Origin of the sequence: Mesorhizobium sp. B263B2A, assembly GCF_020165775.1 — a bacterium.
Lineage (GTDB): Bacteria > Pseudomonadota > Alphaproteobacteria > Rhizobiales > Rhizobiaceae > Mesorhizobium > Mesorhizobium opportunistum.
The window spans coordinates 33,504-52,594 of sequence record NZ_JAIUIU010000003.1; the positions used below are offsets into that span (position 1 = coordinate 33,504).

Genomic DNA, 19,091 nt, shown 5'->3' on the forward strand with positions numbered 1-19,091 from the left:
CGCGCCTTGGTTTGGTTCGGGTCGGTGCCGGGGGCGGGATTGCCGGAACCAATCCTTGCCGGCGTCGTTCTCCTGAGGTCCCCAAACCGAAGGAACCGCAATGGCCGAAGCATCGAAATCCGATAGCCCTCAAATCGACGATGTCCAGAAGACGCTGGAAAAGCAGATCGCCGAACTGCGCAAGGAGATCACCAAGATCAACAAGAGCATCTCGGCGCGCGGTGCCGAAATGCTCGACGATGCCAGCGAGCAGGCTTCCGATTTCTACGAGACGGCGGCATCCCGCGCATCACGGACGGCACAGCAGTTGCGCAGCCAGGCCCAGTCGGTTTCGGAAGTCGCGCGCGAAAATCCCGGCACGACGACCGCCGTGGTTGGCGTGATCGGCCTGCTCGGCTTTCTCGCCGGCCTGGCCGTCGGCCAGTCGATGAACGATACGTCGCGCCGCTGGTATTGACGGTGCCGGTACTCAGCCGGCGTTGCCGGCTCGTTTCCCTGCTTCAGGAAATCATTTCAGGAGGGTACCATGGCTTCGTCCGCGCTGATCGGCATCCTGATCACGTTCCTCGTCATCATTCTCGTCCTCTATTTGGTGCAACGCCTGCCGCTCGACGCCAGGATGAGACAGATCGTCCAGATCATCGTCATCATCATAGGCATCGTTTCGCTGCTCAAATATCTCGCGGTTTTCTAGGCTGCGAAGGGCAGGGATTTTCCCGTTTCATGCCGGCTTGGTCCCTGTCGACCCAGCCGGCATCTGTTTCAAAAATTCTGTTTAATCGATTGATATTGCTGGCTTTTCGATAAAATCGCCCGGCTGGTCTTGCCGTTGTCATGCTCGTTTGACAAAACAGGCGTGCCTCCGGCGGGAGGCGGTCTATAAACGAGGATTTGCCGAAATGAACGTGGCCCAGAACATCGTCGCCGGCCTTGACCGGATACTCACCATGGAACTGGTGCGCGTCACCGAACGGGCCGCCGTCGCGGCCGCCAGGCTGCGCGGCCGTGGCGACGAGAAGGCGGCCGACCAGGTTGCCGTGGACGCCATGCGCCAGGAACTGAACCGGCTTGCGATCAAGGGCACGGTGGTGATCGGCGAGGGCGAGCGGGACGAGGCGCCGATGCTTTACATCGGCGAGGAGGTCGGCACCGGCAAAGGTCCGGCGGTCGACATCGCGCTCGATCCGCTCGAGGGCACGACGATCTGCGCCAAGAACCTGCCGAACGCGCTCGCCGTCATCGCGATCGCCGAGAAGGGCAGCCTTTTGTTCGCGCCCGACGTCTATATGGACAAGATCGCCATCGGCCCGGGTTATGCCGAAGGCGTCATCGACATCGATGCCTCGCCGGCCGACAACATCGCCAGCCTCGCCAGGGCCAAGGGCGTCGCTGTCTCCGACATCACGGCCTGCATCCTCGACAGGCCGCGCCACGGCAGGCTGATCGACGCCGTGCGCGCCACCGGAGCCGCGATCCGGCTGATCGGCGACGGCGACGTCGCCGGCGTCATCCACACCACCGACGCGGAAGAAACCGGCATCGATATCTATCTCGGCATCGGGGGTGCGCCGGAAGGTGTTCTGGCTGCGGCGGCGCTGCGTTGCACCGGCGGCCAGATGCAGGGCCGGCTGATCCTCGACACGCCCGAAAAGATCGCACGCGCGGCGAAGATGGGCATTTCCGATCCGAAGCGCGTCTATCGGGCTGAAGACATGGCGCGCGGCGATGTGCTGTTCGCGGCCACCGGCGTCACCGACGGCAACATGCTGGCGGGGGTCAAGTTCGGCCGCACCACCATCACCACCCATACGATCGTGCTGCGCTCGTCGTCGCGAACCGTGCGCGAGATCAAGGCCCGGCACCAGGATCTGGATAAGTTCTAGACCAGCTTGCGAAGCCACGTCACAGTTGCTAGCCATTCAGGGGCGAGCCTGAAGCTGGCCGCAAGGATTTGACGATGAAGGCGTTCGACTGGCACGCGGATCCGATTTCGCGTGCCACTCTCATTACGAAATCCTATCGCAACACCCAGAATGTGCGCCGCTTTCTCACCCGCGAATGCGGCGATGCGTTCAGGTTCGATCGGCCTTTCATGGCCTGGCTCAAGGACGGTCGGGAAAAGACGATGGGGGACGCCGCCGACGAATGGATCCGGCGCCAGGCTGAAAAGCGGAAAGCGTAGTTTTTCTTGAATTGTCCCGCGACGTCTGCCGCCGTGAAGCTTGGTTTTGCCCGCCTTCGGCCTATCCTGCACCGACTATGAGTCGGCAAAGCGCATGATGGGCGAAAGGCGCCTCTTCCTCGATGTCAGGCAGTCGGCCACCGGTCTCGCCTGGGAGCATCGGCTGACCGAACGGCAGGACATGATCGCGCTCGCGATTGCGCAAGGCCATGGGGTGCCCGACATCGTCGCGCGCGTGTTGGCCGGACGCGGCGTTACCGCCGATGAGACCGAGCGGTTTCTCGACCCGACAATCCGCGACCTGTTGCCGGATCCGGCATCGCTGACCGACATGGACAGGGCAGCGGCCCGCATCGCGACGGCGGTGATGGCCAAGGAAAAGGTGGCGATCTTCGGCGACTACGATGTCGACGGCGCCGCCTCGTCCGCCTTGCTGAAGCGGTTCCTGACGCATTTCTCGGTGCCGTCGGAAATCTACATCCCGGATCGGATCTTCGAGGGCTATGGCCCCAATCCCGATGCCATGCGCGAACTCGTCTCGCGTGGCGCGACGCTGATCGTCACCGTCGATTGCGGCACCAACAGTGCCATTTCCATCGACGCGGCCAATGCGGCCGGCGCCGACGTGGTTGTGCTCGATCACCATCAGGTTGGCGGCGCCTTGCCGGCGGCGATTGCCGTCGTCAATCCCAACCGCGACGATGACCTTTCCGGGCAGGGCCATCTCTGCGCCGCCGGTGTCGTCTTCCTTGCCCTGGTGCAGACTGCAAGGGTCCTGCGCGGCCTGACCGACGCGCCGCCGCCGGACCTGCTTTCGCTGCTCGATCTCGCGGCACTTGCCACCGTGTGCGACGTGGTGCCGCTTACCGGCGTCAACCGCGCCTTCGTGGTCAAGGGGCTGCAGGTTGCGCGCCAGCAGAAGAATGAGGGGCTGGCGGCACTGGCGCGGGTCTCGCGCATCGGCGAACCAATCAGCACCTTTCATCTCGCCTATCTGATCGGTCCCCGCATCAATGCCGGCGGACGCATCGGCGATGCGGCACTCGGCAGCCGGCTGCTTGCGACCGACGATCCGGTCGAGGCCCGCACCATCGCCGAGACGCTCGACCGGCTCAACCAGGAGCGGCAGCTGATGGAGCAGGAGATGCTGGCGGCGGCCCGCGCCGAGGCCGATGCCGAGCTTGCCGGCGGCAGCGGTCCGGCGATCGTCGTTACCGCCAGCAACAACTGGCATCCCGGCATTGTCGGCCTGCTCGCCTCGCGGCTGAAGGATCACGCGCGCCGACCGGCTTTCGCCATCGCCTTCAATGCCGTGGGCATAGGTACCGGTTCGGGCCGTTCAGTGTCGGGCTTCGACCTCGGCCGGCTTGTGCGCGAAGCCGCCACTGCCGGGCTGATCGTCAAGGGCGGCGGCCATGGCATGGCGGCCGGCATCACCGTGGAGCGCGCCAGGCTCGGCGAGCTCAGGGCGTTTTTCGAGGAACGGGCGGCCGCCGACGTGTTTCGGCTGCAGGACGAGGAAAGCCTCGCGATCGACGGCGTGCTTGCCGCCGAAGGCGCGACGCTCGGGCTGCTCGATGCGCTGGAAAAGGCGGGGCCATTCGGCGCCGGCCATGTGGCGCCGGTTTTCGTGCTGCCGCGGCATCGGCTGGCCGACGCCCGGTCGGTCGGCACCAACCACATCCGCTGCGAATTACAATCCGACAGCGGCGGCCGCATCCAGGCGATCGCCTTTCGCGCGGTCGACACGGTGCTGGGCGAATTCCTGTTCAAGAACCGCGGCAAGACGGTGCACGTCGCCGGCTCGCTGTCGGGCAATCACTGGAACGGCAACCGCACGGTGCAGTTCCGCATCATCGACGCTGCGCGGGCGTAACAGCACCGGAGGCCGCGGAATTCAGCTGGCCGGCGCATAACGCAGCAGCGTCACGCCCTGGCTCAGGCTTTCCGTGCCAAGCGGTCTCAGCGTCAGCGATTGGCCGGACTGGAAGTATGGCTTGCCGCCGCCAAGCACGACGGGATGCATGTAAAGCCTGAATTCGTCGACGAGACCGGCACGTGACAAGGAGGCGGCGAGATCGGCGCCACCGAGGATCACGAGGCCGCCCGTCTCGGCCTTGAGCGACCTTACGGTGGTCCCGGCATCGCCATTCACTAACCGGGCGTTCGGTCCGACCTCTCGGAGCGTGGTCGAGAATACGATTTTTGGCGTCTCTCGCCACGCGCAGGCAAAATCCCGCTCGACCTCGGTGTCGCCGGTCTCGCGGTCAGGGCTGTCCCAGAAGCGCATCATCTCGTACATGCGTCGTCCGGCTAGGACGACCGAGGCCCGTCGCATCATGTCGTTGAAATGCTGGTGCAGCTCTGCCTCGGGAACGGGCAGAGCGATGTCCCCGTCCGGTCCGGCTATGTAGCCATCCAAGGACGTCAGCATGGAATAGACGATTTTGGCCATCCGCGTGCCTCCGTTCCATCTCTTGTACACGAGCATAACCAATTGCGTTTTGCAATCGGTTTGTCTCGTAGAGGCAAAATGGAATCGACGTAAAGCCGGTCGGACGAAGCATCTCCCTGGACATGAGATGGCAGCGGCAGATGGCAGCGGCGCCTTCAGGCGATTGACGTATTCTAAGCCAGAACCGTCTGAAGCCGGGCCAGTTCGCCGATCTGCGCCATGGTCGCCTGGTAGCCGAGCTGGATCGCCTCGTCGGCGCGGTGGAACTCGGTCAGGCCGATATGGCTAAGCTTGGGCTGCAGCGACATGTCGGGCGGATCGCCGGCGAGCCTGGCGCGCGAAATGCGGTCCTGGATGATGTTGAAGGCCTCGACCATGACGCCGGTGATGCCGAGGCGGCTTTGATGCGACTGGTGCTCCGGGTCCGAGTGGCCGAGACGCGGCGCGTCCTTTTCGACAACCAGCTCGCCGGCGCTATGTTTGATCACGGCGGCACGGCCGAACAGGTCGTAGTGAAGATTGACAGCCACGACCAGCGGCTGCTCGTAGGCGCGGCAGACCGACACCGGGACCGGATTGACCAGCGCGCCGTCGACCAGCACGCGGCCATTGCAATTCACCGGCTCGAACACGCCAGGCAGCGCATAGGAAGCGCGCATGGCTGTGATCAGCGAGCCGCTCGACAGCCAGATTTCGTGGCCAGTGCGGATTTCGGAAGTGACGGCGACGAACGGCTTGGGCAGGTCCTCGAAGCGAACGCCCGCCACATGTTCGCGCAGGCGCGCATCGAGTTTCATGCCGCCGAACAGGCCGCTGCCGCGCAAATTGAGATCGAGCAGGCCGAAGATGCGCCGCCTGGTGAGGCTGCGGGCGAACTCTTCCAGCTCATCCAGTTTGCCGGCGAGATAACAGCCGCCGACCAGTGCGCCGATCGAGGTGCCGGCGATCATCGACACTTCGATGCCGGCCTCATCGAGCGCGCGCAGCACGCCGATATGGGCCCAGCCTCTGGCGCAACCACCGCCAAGGGCGAGCGAAATGCCTGTTTTCCTGGGAGATTTGGTTTCGGATGCGCCACCGGGCGAGGACAGGCCGTTGGCCTCCCTGACATCTGGTCTGTTACGCAATGACGCCCACTCGAGCATCATGATCTCCCTTGTCCCATGTCCTTTGTAGCGGAAGGACGTTTGAGAATAGTGAACATGGGTGGTTTGTGAATATTGAATGGTTCACAGAGGCTTCCGATACGTCTCTTCCGCATCGAACAGCGGCTTGCTGCCATCGTCGGCAAGGGTCCCCTTGCCATCGACCAGCCCCACCGTCCGATAAAAGCAAGAACGCCGGCCCGTGTGACAGGTTGCGTCGTGGCCCAACACTTTGACGCGCAACCATATGGCGTCCTGGTCACAATCCGTGAGCATCTCGACGACATGCTGGAGATTGCCCGAGGTTTCGCCCTTTTTCCAAAGTGCGTTGCGCGACCGCGACCAGTAGTGCGCGATGCCTGTTTCCAGCGTCAGCGCCAGCGCTTGCGCGTTCATGTGCGCGACCATCAAAAGCATACCGTCGGCGGCATCGGTGACGACGACGGTCACAAGGCCCGAGGCATCGAAGCGCGGTGAAAACACCGCGCCTTCTTCCAAGGCCTTCTTGTCTGACGGAGCTTTTGGAAATTCCAGTGCCGACATCGCCGATGTATTTTCCTGTTTGACCATGACTTATCCCGAAAACCGGTTTCCACTTTTCGGGATCATGGTCGGGCGATGCCGGTGACGGGGCTTATATCCCGCCGCCGCGCACCATGGTGACAAAACGAACCTGCTCCTCGGGCGTGTCCTTGAAGACGCCGGTGAAGGTAGAGGTCAGCGTGGTGGAGCCTTGCTTGCGGATGCCGCGCATGGCCATGCACATGTGCTCGGCCTCGATCATGACGGCGACGCCGCGAGGATTGAGCACGTCCTGGATGACGCCGGCGATCTGCGCGGTCAGGGCTTCCTGCGTCTGCAGGCGATGGGCAAAGATATCGACGACGCGCGCGATCTTGGACAGGCCGACGACCTTGCCGTCCGGCAGATAGCCGACATGCGCCTTGCCGATGATCGGCACCATGTGGTGCTCGCAATGCGAATGGAACTGGATATCCTTGACGATGACGAGATCATCATAGCCAGCGACTTCCTCGAAGGTGCGGCCGAGTTCCTCCGCGGGGCACATGTCGTAGCCGCCGAACATTTCGCGATAGGCCTTGGCCACGCGCTTGGGCGTGTCGACCAGTCCCTCGCGATCCGGATTGTCGCCGGTCCAGCGCAGCAATGTGCGCACGGCGGCCTCGACTTCGGCTTCGCTCGGCCGGTCGGTGACCGGCTTTTCCATGTAGGCGGACTGGGGCATGAGTTTCTTGATGACGGCATCCATAAAAAGGCGTCTCCCGTAGTTCCTCTCACAGGAGGAACGAGTTGAACGGACCACGACCTTTCGGTGTCGGAAACTCGCCCCGTTTCCAGCCCCGTAAGCGGCGTGAACTTCCCGGCAAGGACATTGGCTTGCGCAGCCTTGTCGATACCGATCTGCCACCATTATATAAGGTCATGGCGAGCGAAAGGAAGACACGGCAGCGGCAATCGCTGTTCGCTTGGCGGCGACGGATTGGAAAATAATGATCAACGATGTCTACAATGCGAAAATTCTCGGTTTTGCCGGAAATATCGCGCGCATCGGCCGGCTCGATCACCCCGACGCGACCGCAAAAGCCCATTCCAAGCTGTGTGGGTCGACCGTCACCGTCGACCTCAAGATGCAGGACGGCGTGGTCACCGACTTCGCCCATGACGTGAAGGCGTGCGCGCTCGGCCAGGCCTCGTCCTCGATCATGGCGCAGCATGTCGTCGGGGCGAATGCCGAGGAATTGCGCGCGGTGCGCGAGACCATGCTGAAGATGTTGAAGGAAAATGGCGAGCCTCCCGAGGGGCGCTTCGCCGACCTGAAGTATCTGGAACCGGTGCGCGACTACAAGGCACGCCATGCCTCGACCATGCTGACCTTCGACGCCGTGGTCGACGCCATCGGCCAGATCGAGAAGAAGCGCGCCGAAGAAGCGGCTTAGGTCTCGCTGGAAGCGCGCCTGCTTTCGGCGAATTCGCTTCTAACCCAGTCGGCGAAGGCCAAGGCCGGCTCCGAGAGATCACGCAGACTTCTGGCCACCAGCCAATAGGCGCCTGACGCGACGTCGATGTCGAATGGCTTGATCAGTGCGCCGGATGCGACTTCTCCACCGATCTGCAAGAGATCGCCGAGCGCTACGCCATGTCCAAGCAAGGCGGCCTGCTTTGAAAGCGATGCGTCCGCCAGCATGGGGCCTCGCGCGGGTACGGCATCGGGCGGCACGCCGGCTGTCTCGAACCAGCGTGTCCATCCCTGGCGATTTTCCTCATGCAAAAGTGTGTAGTTGGCAAGGTCGATCGGCTTCTCAAGAGGAGGGCCTGAGGCAAGCAGAGCCGGCGACAGGACCGGGGAGTCAACCGTCGAGGCAAGCCGCTCGGCCTGGCTGCGGGGCCACGAGGAAGCGTGGGCGCTGAAGCGAAGGGCAAGTTCAGGCTGACCGCCGCGGAATTCGATCAGTCTGGGATCGACTTCGAGGGACACGTCGATATCGGGCCGCATCTGGCGAAACCGGTTGAGCCGGGGGACCAGCCACACCGATGCCAGCGACGGCTCGACGCTGACACGAACCACGGACTGCGCCGGAATCGCGGCCAATTCCGAAAGCAATTTGTCGATGTCGTCGAAACTCCTGACCAATTGGGAAAGCAGCCGCCGGCCTGCATCCGTCAGTTCGACGCGGCGGTGATGGCGTTCGAACAGGGGCTGGTGCAGGAAGGTTTCGAGCTCGCGGATCTGTCGGCTGATCGCCGCCTGCGAAACGAAAAGTTCTTCGGCCGCGCGGCTGAAGCTCAGAAGACGGCCGGCAGCCTCGAAACTCCTCAGTGCCGTCAGGGGAAGTCGTCCACGCTTCATTCGTATAATCTCAAGTTATCCGACGTGGAAATTATACTCGTTTGAAGGCGAAGGCCAGCGGCGGTCTAATCCGTGTCGAAGGAGACACGGGTCATGATCCAGTTCCTGAGCATCTTCGGCGATGTCATGCGGATCGCAACGTTTCAGTGGCGCGACGAGAGGCAGCACGCAAAGCGATGTGAAGAGCCGGCCAGCCTTGACCGGTGGACACATGCGGCCGACCGGCAGCCATTTCGCCGTTTCCGTTCGTGACAGCAAGGCGGTGGGATTGCGTTCTCCCGCACATGCCCACATCTATCGCGTGGAAACGCGATACGGAGACAGCAGTGGGCGACCGGCACGGGCATGTGCATCCAGCGGAACCGCCGAGTCGCGGCCGCAACTGGCCCGGCCCGTGGCGCAAGACGCCTGGCCGTCTCCTCGGCACGTCGTTCGTACGCCTCTACCAGCTGACGCTGTCCGGCTTTGTCGGCAATTCCTGCCGTCATCTGCCGACCTGTTCGGAATACGCGCATGAGGCGATCGCCAGGCATGGCCTGTGGGCCGGCGGCTGGATGGGATTTTTCCGGGTGCTGCGCTGTGGGCCATTCGGCACGCATGGCGTCGACCTTGTGCCGGAAGCGCTGGCGGATCGTTATGTCTGGTTCATGCCCTGGCGGTACTGGCGGATCGGCAAGAAACGCCGGCAGGGGTGATTGTGCCGATGCGCTAATGGGCCGTTTTTACGATCCGGTAGGGTTAACGCAAGCCTGCACAAAGACTGCGCATTTGAGACAAAATCGAGACAAGAGACCTCGCTAAGCCGCTCGCGAACATCCTTCTGGAGCGAGCAGCACATGCGCAATTTCGACCGTCTTCCCTTCATCTTCGCCGGCATCCTTTTCCTGCTTGCCTGGCTGCTGGGATTTCCGATGCGCGCGCAATCGGCGCCACTTGGCGATGTGCAGTGCACGCTGATCGCCGATGCGGCAAGCGGCAAGACGCTTTACCAGGATGGGACCTGCGACCAGCGGTTCAGCCCGGCCTCGACATTCAAAGTGCCGCTCTCGCTGATCGGCTACGATGCCGGGATCCTGAGCGACGAGCACACGCCGGCCTGGGATTACAAGCCCGAATTCAAAGCGGTGAAACGGGATCAAAAGACCGTCGATCCGGTGATCTGGGAGCGGGACTCGATCATCTGGTACTCGCGGGAGATCACCCGCCGGCTCGGCAACGAGAAATTTGCCGGCTATGTCTCGAAACTCGGTTACGGCAACAGCGACGTGTCCGGCAATCCCGGCAAGGACGATAGCTTGACCCATTCCTGGGTGAACTCCTCGCTCAAGATCACGCCGGTCGAGCAGGTCGATTTCCTGCGCAAGCTGCTTGCCCGCCAACTGCCGGTGTCGGCCAAGGCATATGACATGACATCGGCCATCATCCCGACGTTCCAGGCCGGGGGCTGGACCGTGCAGGGCAAGACCGGCAGCACCAGGCTTGGCGGTGACGCGGACAAGGACAAGCGCTCGCTGGGCTGGTTCGTCGGCTGGGCGAAAAAGGACGGCCGCCAGATTGTCTTCGCGCGGCTGGTCGTCGATGCCACCCGCACCGACATGCCCAAGGGACTGAAGACCCGGGCCGCGTTCCTGAAGGATCTGCCGCTGCTGGTGAAATAGATCGGTCGGGTGCTCCGGCGCGCACGGATGATGTGGCCGCCGGAGTTGGCTGTCCTTTCCATCGGAGTTCTGGAAAGGCGAGCGGCGATATCGCTGCTCTCGAGATCCTCGGTCTCGTCGAAGCCGAGGCCGCGGAGAGATTGTGCCAACTCACCGGGAACGAAGAAGCTGATCCATGGCTCCCCGACAGCGGCAACGCGTGCCGCGTGAAAAGCCAGGGCAGCCTGGCCCGCCGCATCGCGGTTCTCGGCCGGTTCGCTGTAGTCGAACACCACCTCCGAGCCAGGAATACCGGCTATCCAGGACAGCGTCTTGAAGATCGCTTCCTTCGTCAGGTAGGGGACGACCCCCAGCCAGATGAAGAAGCTCGGTTCGGTCGACTGCAAACCGGCCGCGGCCAATTCCGCTGACAGGCTCTGCCGCTCGAAATCGACCGGCACGAATGTTGTGGCGGATGGTTCGGCAAGACCAGCATTGGCAATGCATTTGCGTTTCCAGGCCTGCGTCGCCGGGTGGTCGACTTCGAACACGCTGAGATCCGGATACGGATTGCGCAGCGAAAACGTGTCGAGGCCGGCGCCAAGCACGACGAGTTGCCGAACGCCGCGACGAACCGCCGCCGCCAGCCAGTCCTCGGCGAACCGGGCGCGCGCTCACGAACAGGCGCATGCGCCGGCGGCGCTCGTCTTCCTGCTCAAGCTCCTGTGCCGTGGGAGCCGCTTCACCCAGTATCGCGATCGCGTAAGAATCGCGAAACAGCCCCGCCTGCGGTGAAAACTGATGCAGGGCCCTCATGCGTGCGACGCCAAGGGCGGTTCGGCTGGGTGTAGCGTCTTCCATGCTGATGATTCCAGTTGGTGTCGTGCCTTTTCGCAAGGCTCTGCGACATCTGTAGCGACGTTTCCTGACGGTTGCGCCAATTGCCGCTCTTTACCTGACGCGGCACTGCCTCTAAAACCCGCCCGCTGCCGGTTGTCCATGTGATTTGGCGCATCCGGCTTTACCCACGACCACCCGCGCTCGTTTGCGGGACTGGATAGGAGATACCCATGCTGAATTCCGTTTCCCTGACATTTCCCGATGGCTCCGTCCGCGACTACGACGCGGCGATGACCGGTGCGGGCCTTGCCGAATCGATCTCGAAGTCGCTGGCCAAGAAGGCCGTCGCCTACGCCATCGACGGCACCGTGCGCGATCTCTCCGACCCGCTCGGCAAGTCCGGCAAGGTCGAGATCATCACCCGCGACGATGCGCGCGCCCTTGAGCTCATCCGCCACGACACCGCGCATGTGCTGGCGGAAGCCGTGCAGGAATTGTGGCCGGGGACGCAGGTGACGATCGGGCCGGTGATCGAGAACGGATTCTATTACGACTTCGCCCGCAACGAGCCGTTCACCCCCGACGATTTCCCGGTGATCGAGAAGAAGATGCGCGAGATCATTGCGCGCAACAAGCCGTTCACCAAGGAAGTCTGGTCGCGCGAGCAGGCGAAAAAAGTGTTTGCCGACAAGGGCGAACGCTACAAGCTCGAGCTGATCGACGCCATTCCCGAAGACCAGGATCTCAAGATCTACGCGCAGGGCGACTGGTTCGATCTATGCCGCGGTCCGCACATGGCCTCGACCGGCCAGATCGGCAACGCCTTCAAACTGATGAAGGTGGCCGGTGCCTATTGGCGCGGCGACTCGAACAACCCGATGCTGACCCGCATCTACGGCACGGCCTGGGCCGACCAGGCGCAGCTCGATGCCTACCAGACGATGCTGGAGGAAGCCGAGAAGCGCGACCACCGCAAGCTCGGCCGTGAGATGGACCTGTTCCATTTCCAGGAAGAGGGGCCAGGCGTCGTCTTCTGGCACGCCAAGGGCTGGAAGATGTTCCAGAACCTGGTCAACTACATGCGCCGCCGCCTCGACGAGCAGGGCTACCAGGAGGTCAACGCACCACAGGTGCTCGACAAGAGCCTGTGGGAGACGTCGGGCCACTGGGGCTGGTATCGCGACGCGATGTTCAAGGTGACGGTCGCCGGCGACGACACCGACGACGACCGCGTCTTCGCGCTGAAGCCGATGAACTGCCCGGGCCACGTGCAGATTTTCAAGCATGGGTTGAAGTCATACCGCGATCTGCCCGTAAAACTTGCGGAATTCGGCAATGTGCATCGCTACGAACCGTCAGGTGCGCTGCACGGGCTGATGCGCGTGCGCGGCTTCACGCAGGACGATGCGCATATCTTCTGCACCGAGGAACAGCTCGCGGCGGAATGCCTGCGCATCAACGACCTGATCCTCTCGACCTATGCCGATTTCGGTTTTGAAGAGGTCAGCGTGAAGCTGTCGACGCGGCCAGACAAGCGCGTCGGCACGGATGAGGCTTGGGATCATGCCGAGGCGATCATGGGCAATGTTCTGGAGACGATCAGGACGCGCTCGGGCAACCGCATCAAGACCTCGATCAATCCGGGCGAGGGCGCCTTCTACGGGCCGAAGTTCGAATATGTGCTCAAGGATGCCATCGGCCGCGAATGGCAGTGCGGCACCACGCAGGTCGACTTCAACCTGCCGGAGCGTTTCGGCGCCTTCTACATCGGCTCGGATTCGGAGAAGAAGCAGCCCGTCATGGTGCACCGCGCCATCTGCGGTTCGATGGAGCGTTTTCTCGGCATCCTGATCGAGAACTACTCCGGTCATTTCCCGCTGTGGTTCGCACCGCTGCAGGTGGTGGTGGCGACGATCACGTCGGAGGCGGACGGCTATGCGACCGAAGTGGTGGCAAAGCTGAAGGCGGCCGGACTTCTGGCGGAGGCCGACCTGCGCAACGAGAAGATCAACTACAAGGTCCGCGAACATTCGCTGGCCAAGGTTCCGGTCATTCTCGTCTGCGGCAAGCGCGAGGCGGAGGAACAGACGGTCAATATCCGCCGGCTCGGCTCACGCGACCAGCAATCGCTTGGCCTTGCCGAGGCGATCGCACAGCTGGCCGAGGAAGCGATTACACCCGATCGCCGGCGCAAGCGCGCTGCCTGACTTGAACAGCCCCTTCCGGTCATGGCGGTGGAGCGATCCACCGCCATTTTCATATCCCTGTCACGGCGACCCTGTAACGAGCCCCCATGCTCAAGCTGAAATTGCGCGAACGGCCCTTTCCCGAGCTTTCCTACGCCAACCCGCGCCAGCCGGCGCTGGCGCGCTGGTTCATTCATTCGGTCGAGGGCCTGTCGGGCCGCGATCGTTTCGCGGCACTCTATGATTTCTGGCGCCGCCAGGTGGTGCCGAGCGGCGAGCGGGTGTTCAGCCGCATGCTGGAACTGATCGACGTCGGTGTACGGACCGCCGATCAATGGCCGCCGGCGCAATTGCCAGACACGCCGCTTGTGATCGTCGCCAACCATCCATTCGGCATCGGCGACGGCATTGCCGTGCTGTCGCTGGCCGAACAGTTGGGGCGGCCGTTCCGGGTGATGATCCACAAGGATCTGCTGAAGATCCGCGAGATGGAACCCTATTCGCTGCCGATCGACTTTTCCGAGACCAAGGACGCGCTGAAGAACAACCTGGCCGTGCGCCATGAGGCGGTGCGGCTGCTCAGGGAAGGCGTCACCATCGTGGTGTTTCCGGCCGGCGGCGTCGCCACGGCGCCAAAAGGGTTTGGCCGGGCGCGCGACCTGCCGTGGAAGATGTTTCCGGCCCGTCTCGTCCAGGAGGCGAAAGCATCGGTCATTCCAATGCATTTTTCCGGGCAGAACGGCAGGCTGTTCCATCTGGTCAGCGGCCCGATGAACATGGCCGAGCGCGATGGCCGTGTGGCCAAATTCGTCGGCAAGGCGTCGCTGACCCTGCGCACGTCGCTGCTGATCCGCGAGTTCGCACGGCTGTCGGGCAAGGCGATCGACGTGCGCGTTGGCGATGTGCTGCGCTGGAGCGAGTTGGAGCCTTTGCGCGACCGCAAGCTGCTGCTCGAGCGCCTCTATCGCGGCGTCTTCGACCTGGCGCCGACACAGCCACGCCGCCGGATTCCGTTCCTGCCGGCCCGGACCAAGCTGGCTGCTTAAGGCTAGTCCGCGCCTTCTTCAGGATCCATTGCTGCAGCCTCGGTGGCAAGAACCTCGATTTCCTGGTTCTGTCCGCCGACGACCGTGAAGTCCTTCTGGTAGATGCGGTCGCGGTTCTTGGCGATGATGGTGTAATCGCCTTCGGCAAGCACCATCGAGGCGAAGGCGCCGACGGTCTCCTTGATCGGATCGCCGGATTCGTTGAGCAGCGACCACGAGGTGTCGGCGATTGCCTCGCCGCCCGATTCGCGCACCAGCTTCATCGTGATCTCGGCAGCATGGTGCTCGACGGTGGCCTCGGTCAGCTTGCCGGCCTCGACGCGGATGTCGGAGCGGATGACCGCGTTGACCGCGCCGTAGGTCGATACGACATGGTAGATGCCGGCGTTGAGCCGCACGACGCTGTTGGGCTCGACGTCGGGGATGATCAGCGCGCGGTCGCCATTGGCCTCCGCCGTGCCCTCGTAGATCGAGAAGCGCAGCTTTTTCGGCGGAATGCGCACGCCGCCGGACAGCACCGCGTCAAGCTTCAAGCCGCCGGCGTCGAGCACCAGGCTTTCGCGCTTGGCTTCCTTGCCGACCGTGATGCGCTTGGTGGCGCCGGCCCGGCCGTAGGACGCATGGACCAGATAGCTGCCCGGTTCGAGCTGGAAGACGGCGTTGCCGCCATGCGCGGAGGCGACCATCGGCAATTTGCCGTTGACGGCCTCAGGCTTGAAGACACGCCAGACCAGGCCACGGGTGATATCGGCGCCTTTGTCGGTCAACTGGGCCGACAGAGTGATGGCGCCACCGCCGCCAAGCGCCAGCGGGGTTTCGCTCTTGGGCGTCGCATAGCTCGAAATTCCGGGAAGTTTCAGGTCGCCGACGCCGTCCTTTTCCTGCGCGGCAGCCATGGTGACCGGCAGCAGGAACAGCGCGGCGCAGAGCCGGACCAGGAAAAGACGCAGTCGCCCCTCAAACATGCCTTGCGTTGAAGCCCATGGCGGTGGCAATTTCAAGGCTTAAGAGTCCGATCAACGACTCTTCAGTCCGGCGCTTGCGCGCCTTTGCCCGAGCCGCCCGACTTCCCGATGGTGCGCTTCAGCTCAAAACCGAGTGTTCAGGAGACTTGCGCCCATGGCGTCGCCGATCATCGACTTCCTGCTGACCCGAAATTCAGCACCGATTCCGGACCTCAAGGAGCCAGCGCCTGGTGACGCCGATATCGCAACGATGATCGCTGCCGCCACGCGCGTGCCCGACCATGGCCGGCTCGAACCCTGGCGCTTCATCCTCTATCGCGGCGATGTCCGCATCGAAATCGGCAAGAAGTTGGCCGACCTTGCCGAGCAGCGGGAAGGGCCGTTGCCCGAAGGCCGCCGCAACCAGGAACTGGCGCGATTCTCGCGGGCGCCGCTGGTGATCGGCGTGGTATCGGCGCCGAAGGAGAATCCGAAAATCCCGCAATGGGAGATGTTCCTGTCGGGCGGCATGGCGGCGATGAACCTGATGATTGCGGCCAATGCGCTGGGCTATGGCACCAACATGATCAGCAACTGGTATTCCGATGTCGCGGAGGGCAGGGCGATCCTGGGACTGTCGCCGCAGGAGCGTGTCGTCGGCTTCGTCCACATCGGCTCTTATGCCGGCCCGGCGCCGGAGCGGCCCCGGCCCGATCCCGCAAAGCTCTATGCCGATTACTCAGGGCCTTGGGCCGGCTGAATGTTCTACGAGCCATCGAAGGGGCACGGACTGCCGCACAATCCCTCCAAGGCGATCGTGGCGCCGCGCCCGATCGGCTGGATATCGACGCTGAACAAAGCGGGCGAGATCAATCTCGCGCCATACTCTTTCTTCAATGCGGTTTCGACGCGGCCGTTCATCGTCTGGTTTTCCTCGGAGGGAGAGAAGGACAGCGCCTCCTTCGCCCAGGAAACCAGCGAGTTCGTTGCCAATCTCGTCGGCCGCGATCTCGCGGAGAAGATGAATTACACCTCCGTCAACGCGCCGCGCGGCGTCAACGAGTTCGTCTATGCCGACCTTGCAATGGCGCCTTGCCGTCTAGTCGCGCCGCCGCGCGTGGCAGCAGCACCCGCCGCGCTGGAATGCAGGGTGACGGAAGTCTTTCGGCCGCGGGCGCTGGATGGATCGCCGACGAGCGCTGTCGTCGTCGCCGGCGAAGTGGTCGGCGTGCACATCGACGATGCCTTTCTGAAGGACGGCCTGTTCGACATCACCAAGGCCGGCAATGTCGCTCGTCTCGGCTACATGGACTATGCCAGCGTCGACGAAGTCTTTTCGATGCGCCGGCCGCGCTGGGGCCAGGAATAAGGGCCTTCTTCGTTCGCCGCGCCGTCATAACGGCCCGCACATAACCGGGCTCTCCGATGCGAATGCTTCCGTCGGGGAGGCCGAGTATGCGGTCCAGGGCGATCTCGTAGAGCCTGACGCGTTTCTCCAGGGTTTCGATCGCGATATCCATGTCGGCGTCGCTGCCGCCGGCGAATGCCTTGGCGACCACGTCATGCGTGGCCATGCCGAACTGCATGACGATGTCGGCGACCCCCTCCGGATCGAAGGTCCTGAAGGTGCCGTCTTCGACACCTTGCCGGATGATCCTGACCAGGAGGGGCGAAAACGATGCGCTGGCGGCCAGATTGATGCGGTCGTAGCGTACAGGCGAAAACGCCTACCACTCGCGGTCCGCCATCGCGGCGGCTTCTTGGTCGCGAGCGCGCGAAAAGCGATTTCCCTTCATTTGAACACAGGCTAAGAGAACGGCTTCGGCGATGCGTTGGGGTTGGCGCATCGACCTTGGGGATAGTGCGGGGCACCGGCATCATGAAGAAGCGAGACACGCTGGGAACCCGGCTGCGCTACGGGTTCGACAAGAGCATGGCCGCAGGCCCGATCGCGCTGATCGGTTGGCTCGCGGTCGTTTCCCTGCTGATCATCATCGCCGCCGCGGCGTTGCTTGCGGTGACCCGCATCGCACCGGAGGGCGGCGAGCCGCTGAACTTTTTCGAAGCGTTCTGGGAATCGCTGATGCGCACACTCGATTCCGGCACGATGGGCGGTGATACCGGCTGGGCTTTCCGTCTCGTCATGCTGGTCGTCACGCTAGCCGGCATCTTTGTCGTGTCGGCCCTCATCGGCGTGCTCAGCGCCGGCGTCGACGGCAAGCTCGATGAATTGCGCAAGGGCCGTTCGCGCGTGCTGGAGGCCGATCACACCATTATCCTCAACTGGTCGCCGTCCATCTTCGACGTCATCTCCGAACTGGTCATTGCCAATGCCAGCCGGCGCCGTCCACGCATCGTCGTCATGGCCAATATGGACAAGGTCGCGATGGAGGACGAAATCGCGGCCAAGGTCGGCAAACTGGGCAACACGCGCATCATCTGCCGTAGCGGCGATCCGACCGATCTATACGACCTGGCCATCGTCAACCCGCAGACCTCGCGGTCGGTCATCGTGCTGTCGCCGGAAGGCGACGATCCGGATTCGCAGGTCATCAAGACAGTGCTGGCGCTGGTCAACGACCCAAACCGCCGCGCCGACCCCTACAACATCGCCGCCGAGATCCGCGATGGCAAGAACGCCGAGGTCGCCCGCGTCGTCGGCGGAACCGAGGTGCAACTCGTGCTGGCCGATCAGCTGATCTCGCGTATCGTCGTGCATTCAAGCCGGCAGTCGGGTCTCAGCGGCGTCTATTCGGAGCTGCTCGATTTCGACGGCTGCGAAATCTACACGACCGGGCAGCCGGAGCTTACCGGCAAGACCTTCGGCGAAGCGGTGATGGCGTATGAGCACTGTGCGCTGATCGGCCTTTGCGACCCGCAGGGGCGCGTCGATCTCAATCCGCCGTCGGATCTGGTGATCGGCCAGGACATGCGCGCCATCATCATCGCCGAGGACGATGCCGCGATAAAGCTGGGAGGCACCGGGATCAAGATCGACGCGGCGGCGATCCACGGTCCTCGGCCCATCGAGACGAAGTCGGAGCGGATGCTGATCCTCGGCTGGAACCGGCGCGGTCCGATCATCACCTATGAACTGTCGCGCTACGTCGCGCCTGGTTCGATCCTGACCATCGCCGCCGATACGCCCGGGCTCGAGCAGGAAGTTGCCGGACTGACGGTCGCCAGCGACAATCTGTCGGTTGAGTGCCGCATCACCGACACCTCGAGCAGCGCAGCACTCGCGAGCCTGGATGTGCCTTCCTACGATCACGTGCTCGTCCTCGGCTACAGCGAAACCATGGCGGCGCAGCCAGCCGACACGCGAACGCTGGTGACGCTGCTGCATTTGCGCAAGATCGCCGATGATGCCGGCCTGCACATCTCCATCGTCAGCGAAATGATCGACGTGCGCAATCGGGAGCTCGCTGCGGTGACCAAGGCCGATGATTTCGTCGTCAGCAACCGGCTGGTCAGCCTGATGCTGGCGCAGGCGTCCGAGAACCAACACCTCGCCGCGATCTTCGATGATCTGCTCGACGAGAAGGGCTCCGAAATCTACATGCGCCCGGTCGCGGATTATGTCGCAATCGACCAGCCGCTGACCTTCTGGACGATCGCGGAATCGGCGCGGTTACGCGGCGAGATCGCCATCGGCTACCGGCGCATCCGCACTGGAGATGCCGACCAGCGGGCGCTGGGGGGCGTCATCGTCAACCCGCTGAAGTCGGAAGCGCTGACGTATCTGCCGGAGGACCGGATCATCGTGCTGGCGCGGGACTGAGAGCAA

At 63.2% G+C, this 19,091-nt stretch carries 20 protein-coding genes and 1 pseudogene; 14 read left to right on the forward strand and 7 right to left on the reverse strand.

Annotated features, from left to right (window positions below; all coding sequences use genetic code 11):
* The first annotated feature begins 100 nt into the window (after nucleotides 1-100).
* The 5 genes from LB568_RS07445 (at nucleotide 101) to recJ (ending at nucleotide 4,058) form a co-directional block, all read left to right on the forward strand.
* Nucleotides 101-457 carry a hypothetical protein gene (locus tag LB568_RS07445; RefSeq protein WP_140573726.1) on the forward strand — a complete coding sequence of 119 codons (357 nt, stop codon included), beginning with the start codon at nucleotides 101-103 and terminating at the stop codon, nucleotides 455-457.
* A 69-nt stretch (nucleotides 458-526) separates the two neighbouring features.
* Nucleotides 527-694 carry a Thivi_2564 family membrane protein gene (locus LB568_RS07450; RefSeq protein WP_013895151.1) on the forward strand — a complete coding sequence of 56 codons (168 nt, stop codon included), beginning with the start codon at nucleotides 527-529 and terminating at the stop codon, nucleotides 692-694.
* A 205-nt stretch (nucleotides 695-899) separates the two neighbouring features.
* The gene (gene glpX / locus LB568_RS07455; RefSeq protein ID WP_224729737.1) at nucleotides 900-1,883 is read left to right on the forward strand and encodes a class II fructose-bisphosphatase; all 984 of its coding nucleotides are present in this window, start codon (nucleotides 900-902) and stop codon (nucleotides 1,881-1,883) included.
* Nucleotides 1,884-1,957: 74 nt separating this feature from the next.
* A complete protein-coding gene (locus LB568_RS07460; RefSeq protein WP_224729738.1) occupies nucleotides 1,958-2,182 on the forward strand; it encodes a DUF6434 domain-containing protein in 225 nt (74 codons plus the stop codon).
* A gap of 94 nt (nucleotides 2,183-2,276) precedes the next feature.
* Nucleotides 2,277-4,058: a single-stranded-DNA-specific exonuclease RecJ gene (recJ, locus tag LB568_RS07465; RefSeq protein WP_224729739.1), complete on the forward strand. Its 1,782-nt coding sequence runs from the start codon at nucleotides 2,277-2,279 to the stop codon at nucleotides 4,056-4,058.
* Nucleotides 4,059-4,079: 21 nt separating this feature from the next.
* Here the strand turns inward: recJ and LB568_RS07470 are convergent, their stop codons facing one another.
* The 4 genes from LB568_RS07470 to folE all read right to left on the reverse strand — a co-directional run bounded on the left by LB568_RS07470 (nucleotide 4,080) and on the right by folE (nucleotide 7,052).
* Nucleotides 4,080-4,637 (reverse strand): dihydrofolate reductase family protein, encoded by a 558-nt coding sequence (locus LB568_RS07470; protein ID WP_224729740.1) that lies wholly within the window; start codon nucleotides 4,635-4,637, stop codon nucleotides 4,080-4,082.
* Between the two features lie 173 nt (nucleotides 4,638-4,810).
* Nucleotides 4,811-5,785, reverse strand: coding sequence for a patatin family protein (locus LB568_RS07475; RefSeq protein ID WP_198028405.1), 975 nt, complete (start codon nucleotides 5,783-5,785; stop codon nucleotides 4,811-4,813).
* A gap of 81 nt (nucleotides 5,786-5,866) precedes the next feature.
* Nucleotides 5,867-6,325, reverse strand: coding sequence for a phosphoribosyl-AMP cyclohydrolase (gene hisI, locus LB568_RS07480; RefSeq protein WP_041164852.1), 459 nt, complete (start codon nucleotides 6,323-6,325; stop codon nucleotides 5,867-5,869).
* 91 nt (nucleotides 6,326-6,416) lie between these two features.
* Entirely contained in the window at nucleotides 6,417-7,052 is a 636-nt protein-coding gene (gene folE / locus LB568_RS07485; protein ID WP_013895157.1) for a GTP cyclohydrolase I FolE, read from the reverse strand.
* 241 nt (nucleotides 7,053-7,293) lie between these two features.
* Between folE and LB568_RS07490 the strand changes: the two genes are divergently transcribed.
* Entirely contained in the window at nucleotides 7,294-7,740 is a 447-nt protein-coding gene (locus LB568_RS07490; RefSeq protein ID WP_023778771.1) for an iron-sulfur cluster assembly scaffold protein, read from the forward strand.
* On the opposite strand, the gene LB568_RS07495 is transcribed toward LB568_RS07490, so the two are convergent.
* Nucleotides 7,737-8,651 (reverse strand): LysR substrate-binding domain-containing protein, encoded by a 915-nt coding sequence (locus tag LB568_RS07495; RefSeq protein ID WP_140573714.1) that lies wholly within the window; start codon nucleotides 8,649-8,651, stop codon nucleotides 7,737-7,739. The two genes, LB568_RS07490 and LB568_RS07495, sit on opposite strands and share 4 nt — an antisense overlap.
* Before the next feature lie 93 nt (nucleotides 8,652-8,744).
* On the opposite strand from LB568_RS07495, the gene LB568_RS07500 reads away from it, so the two are divergent.
* The 3 genes from LB568_RS07500 to blaOXA all read left to right on the forward strand — a co-directional run bounded on the left by LB568_RS07500 (nucleotide 8,745) and on the right by blaOXA (nucleotide 10,309).
* Nucleotides 8,745-8,903 carry a hypothetical protein gene (locus LB568_RS07500; protein WP_224729741.1) on the forward strand — a complete coding sequence of 53 codons (159 nt, stop codon included), beginning with the start codon at nucleotides 8,745-8,747 and terminating at the stop codon, nucleotides 8,901-8,903.
* Between the two features lie 74 nt (nucleotides 8,904-8,977).
* Nucleotides 8,978-9,346 carry a membrane protein insertion efficiency factor YidD gene (gene yidD, locus LB568_RS07505; protein ID WP_224729742.1) on the forward strand — a complete coding sequence of 123 codons (369 nt, stop codon included), beginning with the start codon at nucleotides 8,978-8,980 and terminating at the stop codon, nucleotides 9,344-9,346.
* Nucleotides 9,347-9,487: 141 nt separating this feature from the next.
* Entirely contained in the window at nucleotides 9,488-10,309 is an 822-nt protein-coding gene (blaOXA, locus tag LB568_RS07510) for a class D beta-lactamase (RefSeq protein ID WP_224729743.1), read from the forward strand.
* 128 nt (nucleotides 10,310-10,437) lie between these two features.
* Here the strand turns inward: blaOXA and LB568_RS07515 are convergent.
* A pseudogene (locus LB568_RS07515) lies at nucleotides 10,438-10,935 on the reverse strand (SAM-dependent methyltransferase); the annotation flags it as partial.
* A gap of 423 nt (nucleotides 10,936-11,358) precedes the next feature.
* Between LB568_RS07515 and thrS the strand changes: the two are divergent.
* Entirely contained in the window at nucleotides 11,359-13,335 is a 1,977-nt protein-coding gene (gene thrS, locus LB568_RS07520) for a threonine--tRNA ligase (protein ID WP_224729744.1), read from the forward strand.
* A gap of 86 nt (nucleotides 13,336-13,421) precedes the next feature.
* Nucleotides 13,422-14,360, forward strand: a complete 939-nt coding sequence (locus LB568_RS07525) for a lysophospholipid acyltransferase family protein (RefSeq protein WP_224729745.1) — start codon at nucleotides 13,422-13,424, stop codon at nucleotides 14,358-14,360.
* Between the two features lie 2 nt (nucleotides 14,361-14,362).
* Here the strand turns inward: LB568_RS07525 and LB568_RS07530 are convergent, their stop codons facing one another.
* Nucleotides 14,363-15,325, reverse strand: a complete 963-nt coding sequence (locus tag LB568_RS07530) for a hypothetical protein (protein WP_140573704.1) — start codon at nucleotides 15,323-15,325, stop codon at nucleotides 14,363-14,365.
* A gap of 154 nt (nucleotides 15,326-15,479) precedes the next feature.
* Between LB568_RS07530 and LB568_RS07535 the strand changes: the two genes are divergently transcribed.
* From LB568_RS07535 to LB568_RS07545, 3 genes are all read left to right on the forward strand, one after another.
* Nucleotides 15,480-16,064 carry a nitroreductase gene (locus LB568_RS07535; RefSeq protein ID WP_224729746.1) on the forward strand — a complete coding sequence of 195 codons (585 nt, stop codon included), beginning with the start codon at nucleotides 15,480-15,482 and terminating at the stop codon, nucleotides 16,062-16,064.
* Nucleotides 16,065-16,673, forward strand: a complete 609-nt coding sequence (locus LB568_RS07540; protein WP_224729747.1) for a flavin reductase family protein — start codon at nucleotides 16,065-16,067, stop codon at nucleotides 16,671-16,673. It begins immediately after the preceding gene.
* Nucleotides 16,674-17,183: 510 nt separating this feature from the next.
* Nucleotides 17,184-19,085, forward strand: a complete 1,902-nt coding sequence (locus tag LB568_RS07545; protein WP_224729748.1) for a CASTOR/POLLUX-related putative ion channel — start codon at nucleotides 17,184-17,186, stop codon at nucleotides 19,083-19,085.
* The last annotated feature ends 6 nt before the right edge of the window (nucleotides 19,086-19,091 follow it).

Bases quoted from the DNA above. Each gene is read 5' to 3' on its own strand.
- LB568_RS07445 (WP_140573726.1), top strand. From the start codon at position 101: ATGGCCGAAGCATCGAAATCCGATAGCCCTCAAATCGACGATGTCCAG.
- LB568_RS07450 (WP_013895151.1), top strand. From the start codon at position 527: ATGGCTTCGTCCGCGCTGATCGGCATCCTGATCACGTTCCTCGTCATC.
- glpX (WP_224729737.1), top strand. From the start codon at position 900: ATGAACGTGGCCCAGAACATCGTCGCCGGCCTTGACCGGATACTCACC.
- LB568_RS07460 (WP_224729738.1), top strand. From the start codon at position 1,958: ATGAAGGCGTTCGACTGGCACGCGGATCCGATTTCGCGTGCCACTCTC.
- recJ (WP_224729739.1), top strand. From the start codon at position 2,277: ATGATGGGCGAAAGGCGCCTCTTCCTCGATGTCAGGCAGTCGGCCACC.
- LB568_RS07470 (WP_224729740.1), bottom strand. From the start codon at position 4,637: ATGGCCAAAATCGTCTATTCCATGCTGACGTCCTTGGATGGCTACATA.
- LB568_RS07475 (WP_198028405.1), bottom strand. From the start codon at position 5,785: ATGATGCTCGAGTGGGCGTCATTGCGTAACAGACCAGATGTCAGGGAG.
- hisI (WP_041164852.1), bottom strand. From the start codon at position 6,325: ATGTCGGCACTGGAATTTCCAAAAGCTCCGTCAGACAAGAAGGCCTTG.
- folE (WP_013895157.1), bottom strand. From the start codon at position 7,052: ATGGATGCCGTCATCAAGAAACTCATGCCCCAGTCCGCCTACATGGAA.
- LB568_RS07490 (WP_023778771.1), top strand. From the start codon at position 7,294: ATGATCAACGATGTCTACAATGCGAAAATTCTCGGTTTTGCCGGAAAT.
- LB568_RS07495 (WP_140573714.1), bottom strand. From the start codon at position 8,651: ATGAAGCGTGGACGACTTCCCCTGACGGCACTGAGGAGTTTCGAGGCT.
- LB568_RS07500 (WP_224729741.1), top strand. From the start codon at position 8,745: ATGATCCAGTTCCTGAGCATCTTCGGCGATGTCATGCGGATCGCAACG.
- blaOXA (WP_224729743.1), top strand. From the start codon at position 9,488: ATGCGCAATTTCGACCGTCTTCCCTTCATCTTCGCCGGCATCCTTTTC.
- thrS (WP_224729744.1), top strand. From the start codon at position 11,359: ATGCTGAATTCCGTTTCCCTGACATTTCCCGATGGCTCCGTCCGCGAC.
- LB568_RS07525 (WP_224729745.1), top strand. From the start codon at position 13,422: ATGCTCAAGCTGAAATTGCGCGAACGGCCCTTTCCCGAGCTTTCCTAC.
- LB568_RS07530 (WP_140573704.1), bottom strand. From the start codon at position 15,325: ATGTTTGAGGGGCGACTGCGTCTTTTCCTGGTCCGGCTCTGCGCCGCG.
- LB568_RS07535 (WP_224729746.1), top strand. From the start codon at position 15,480: ATGGCGTCGCCGATCATCGACTTCCTGCTGACCCGAAATTCAGCACCG.
- LB568_RS07540 (WP_224729747.1), top strand. From the start codon at position 16,065: ATGTTCTACGAGCCATCGAAGGGGCACGGACTGCCGCACAATCCCTCC.
- LB568_RS07545 (WP_224729748.1), top strand. From the start codon at position 17,184: ATGAAGAAGCGAGACACGCTGGGAACCCGGCTGCGCTACGGGTTCGAC.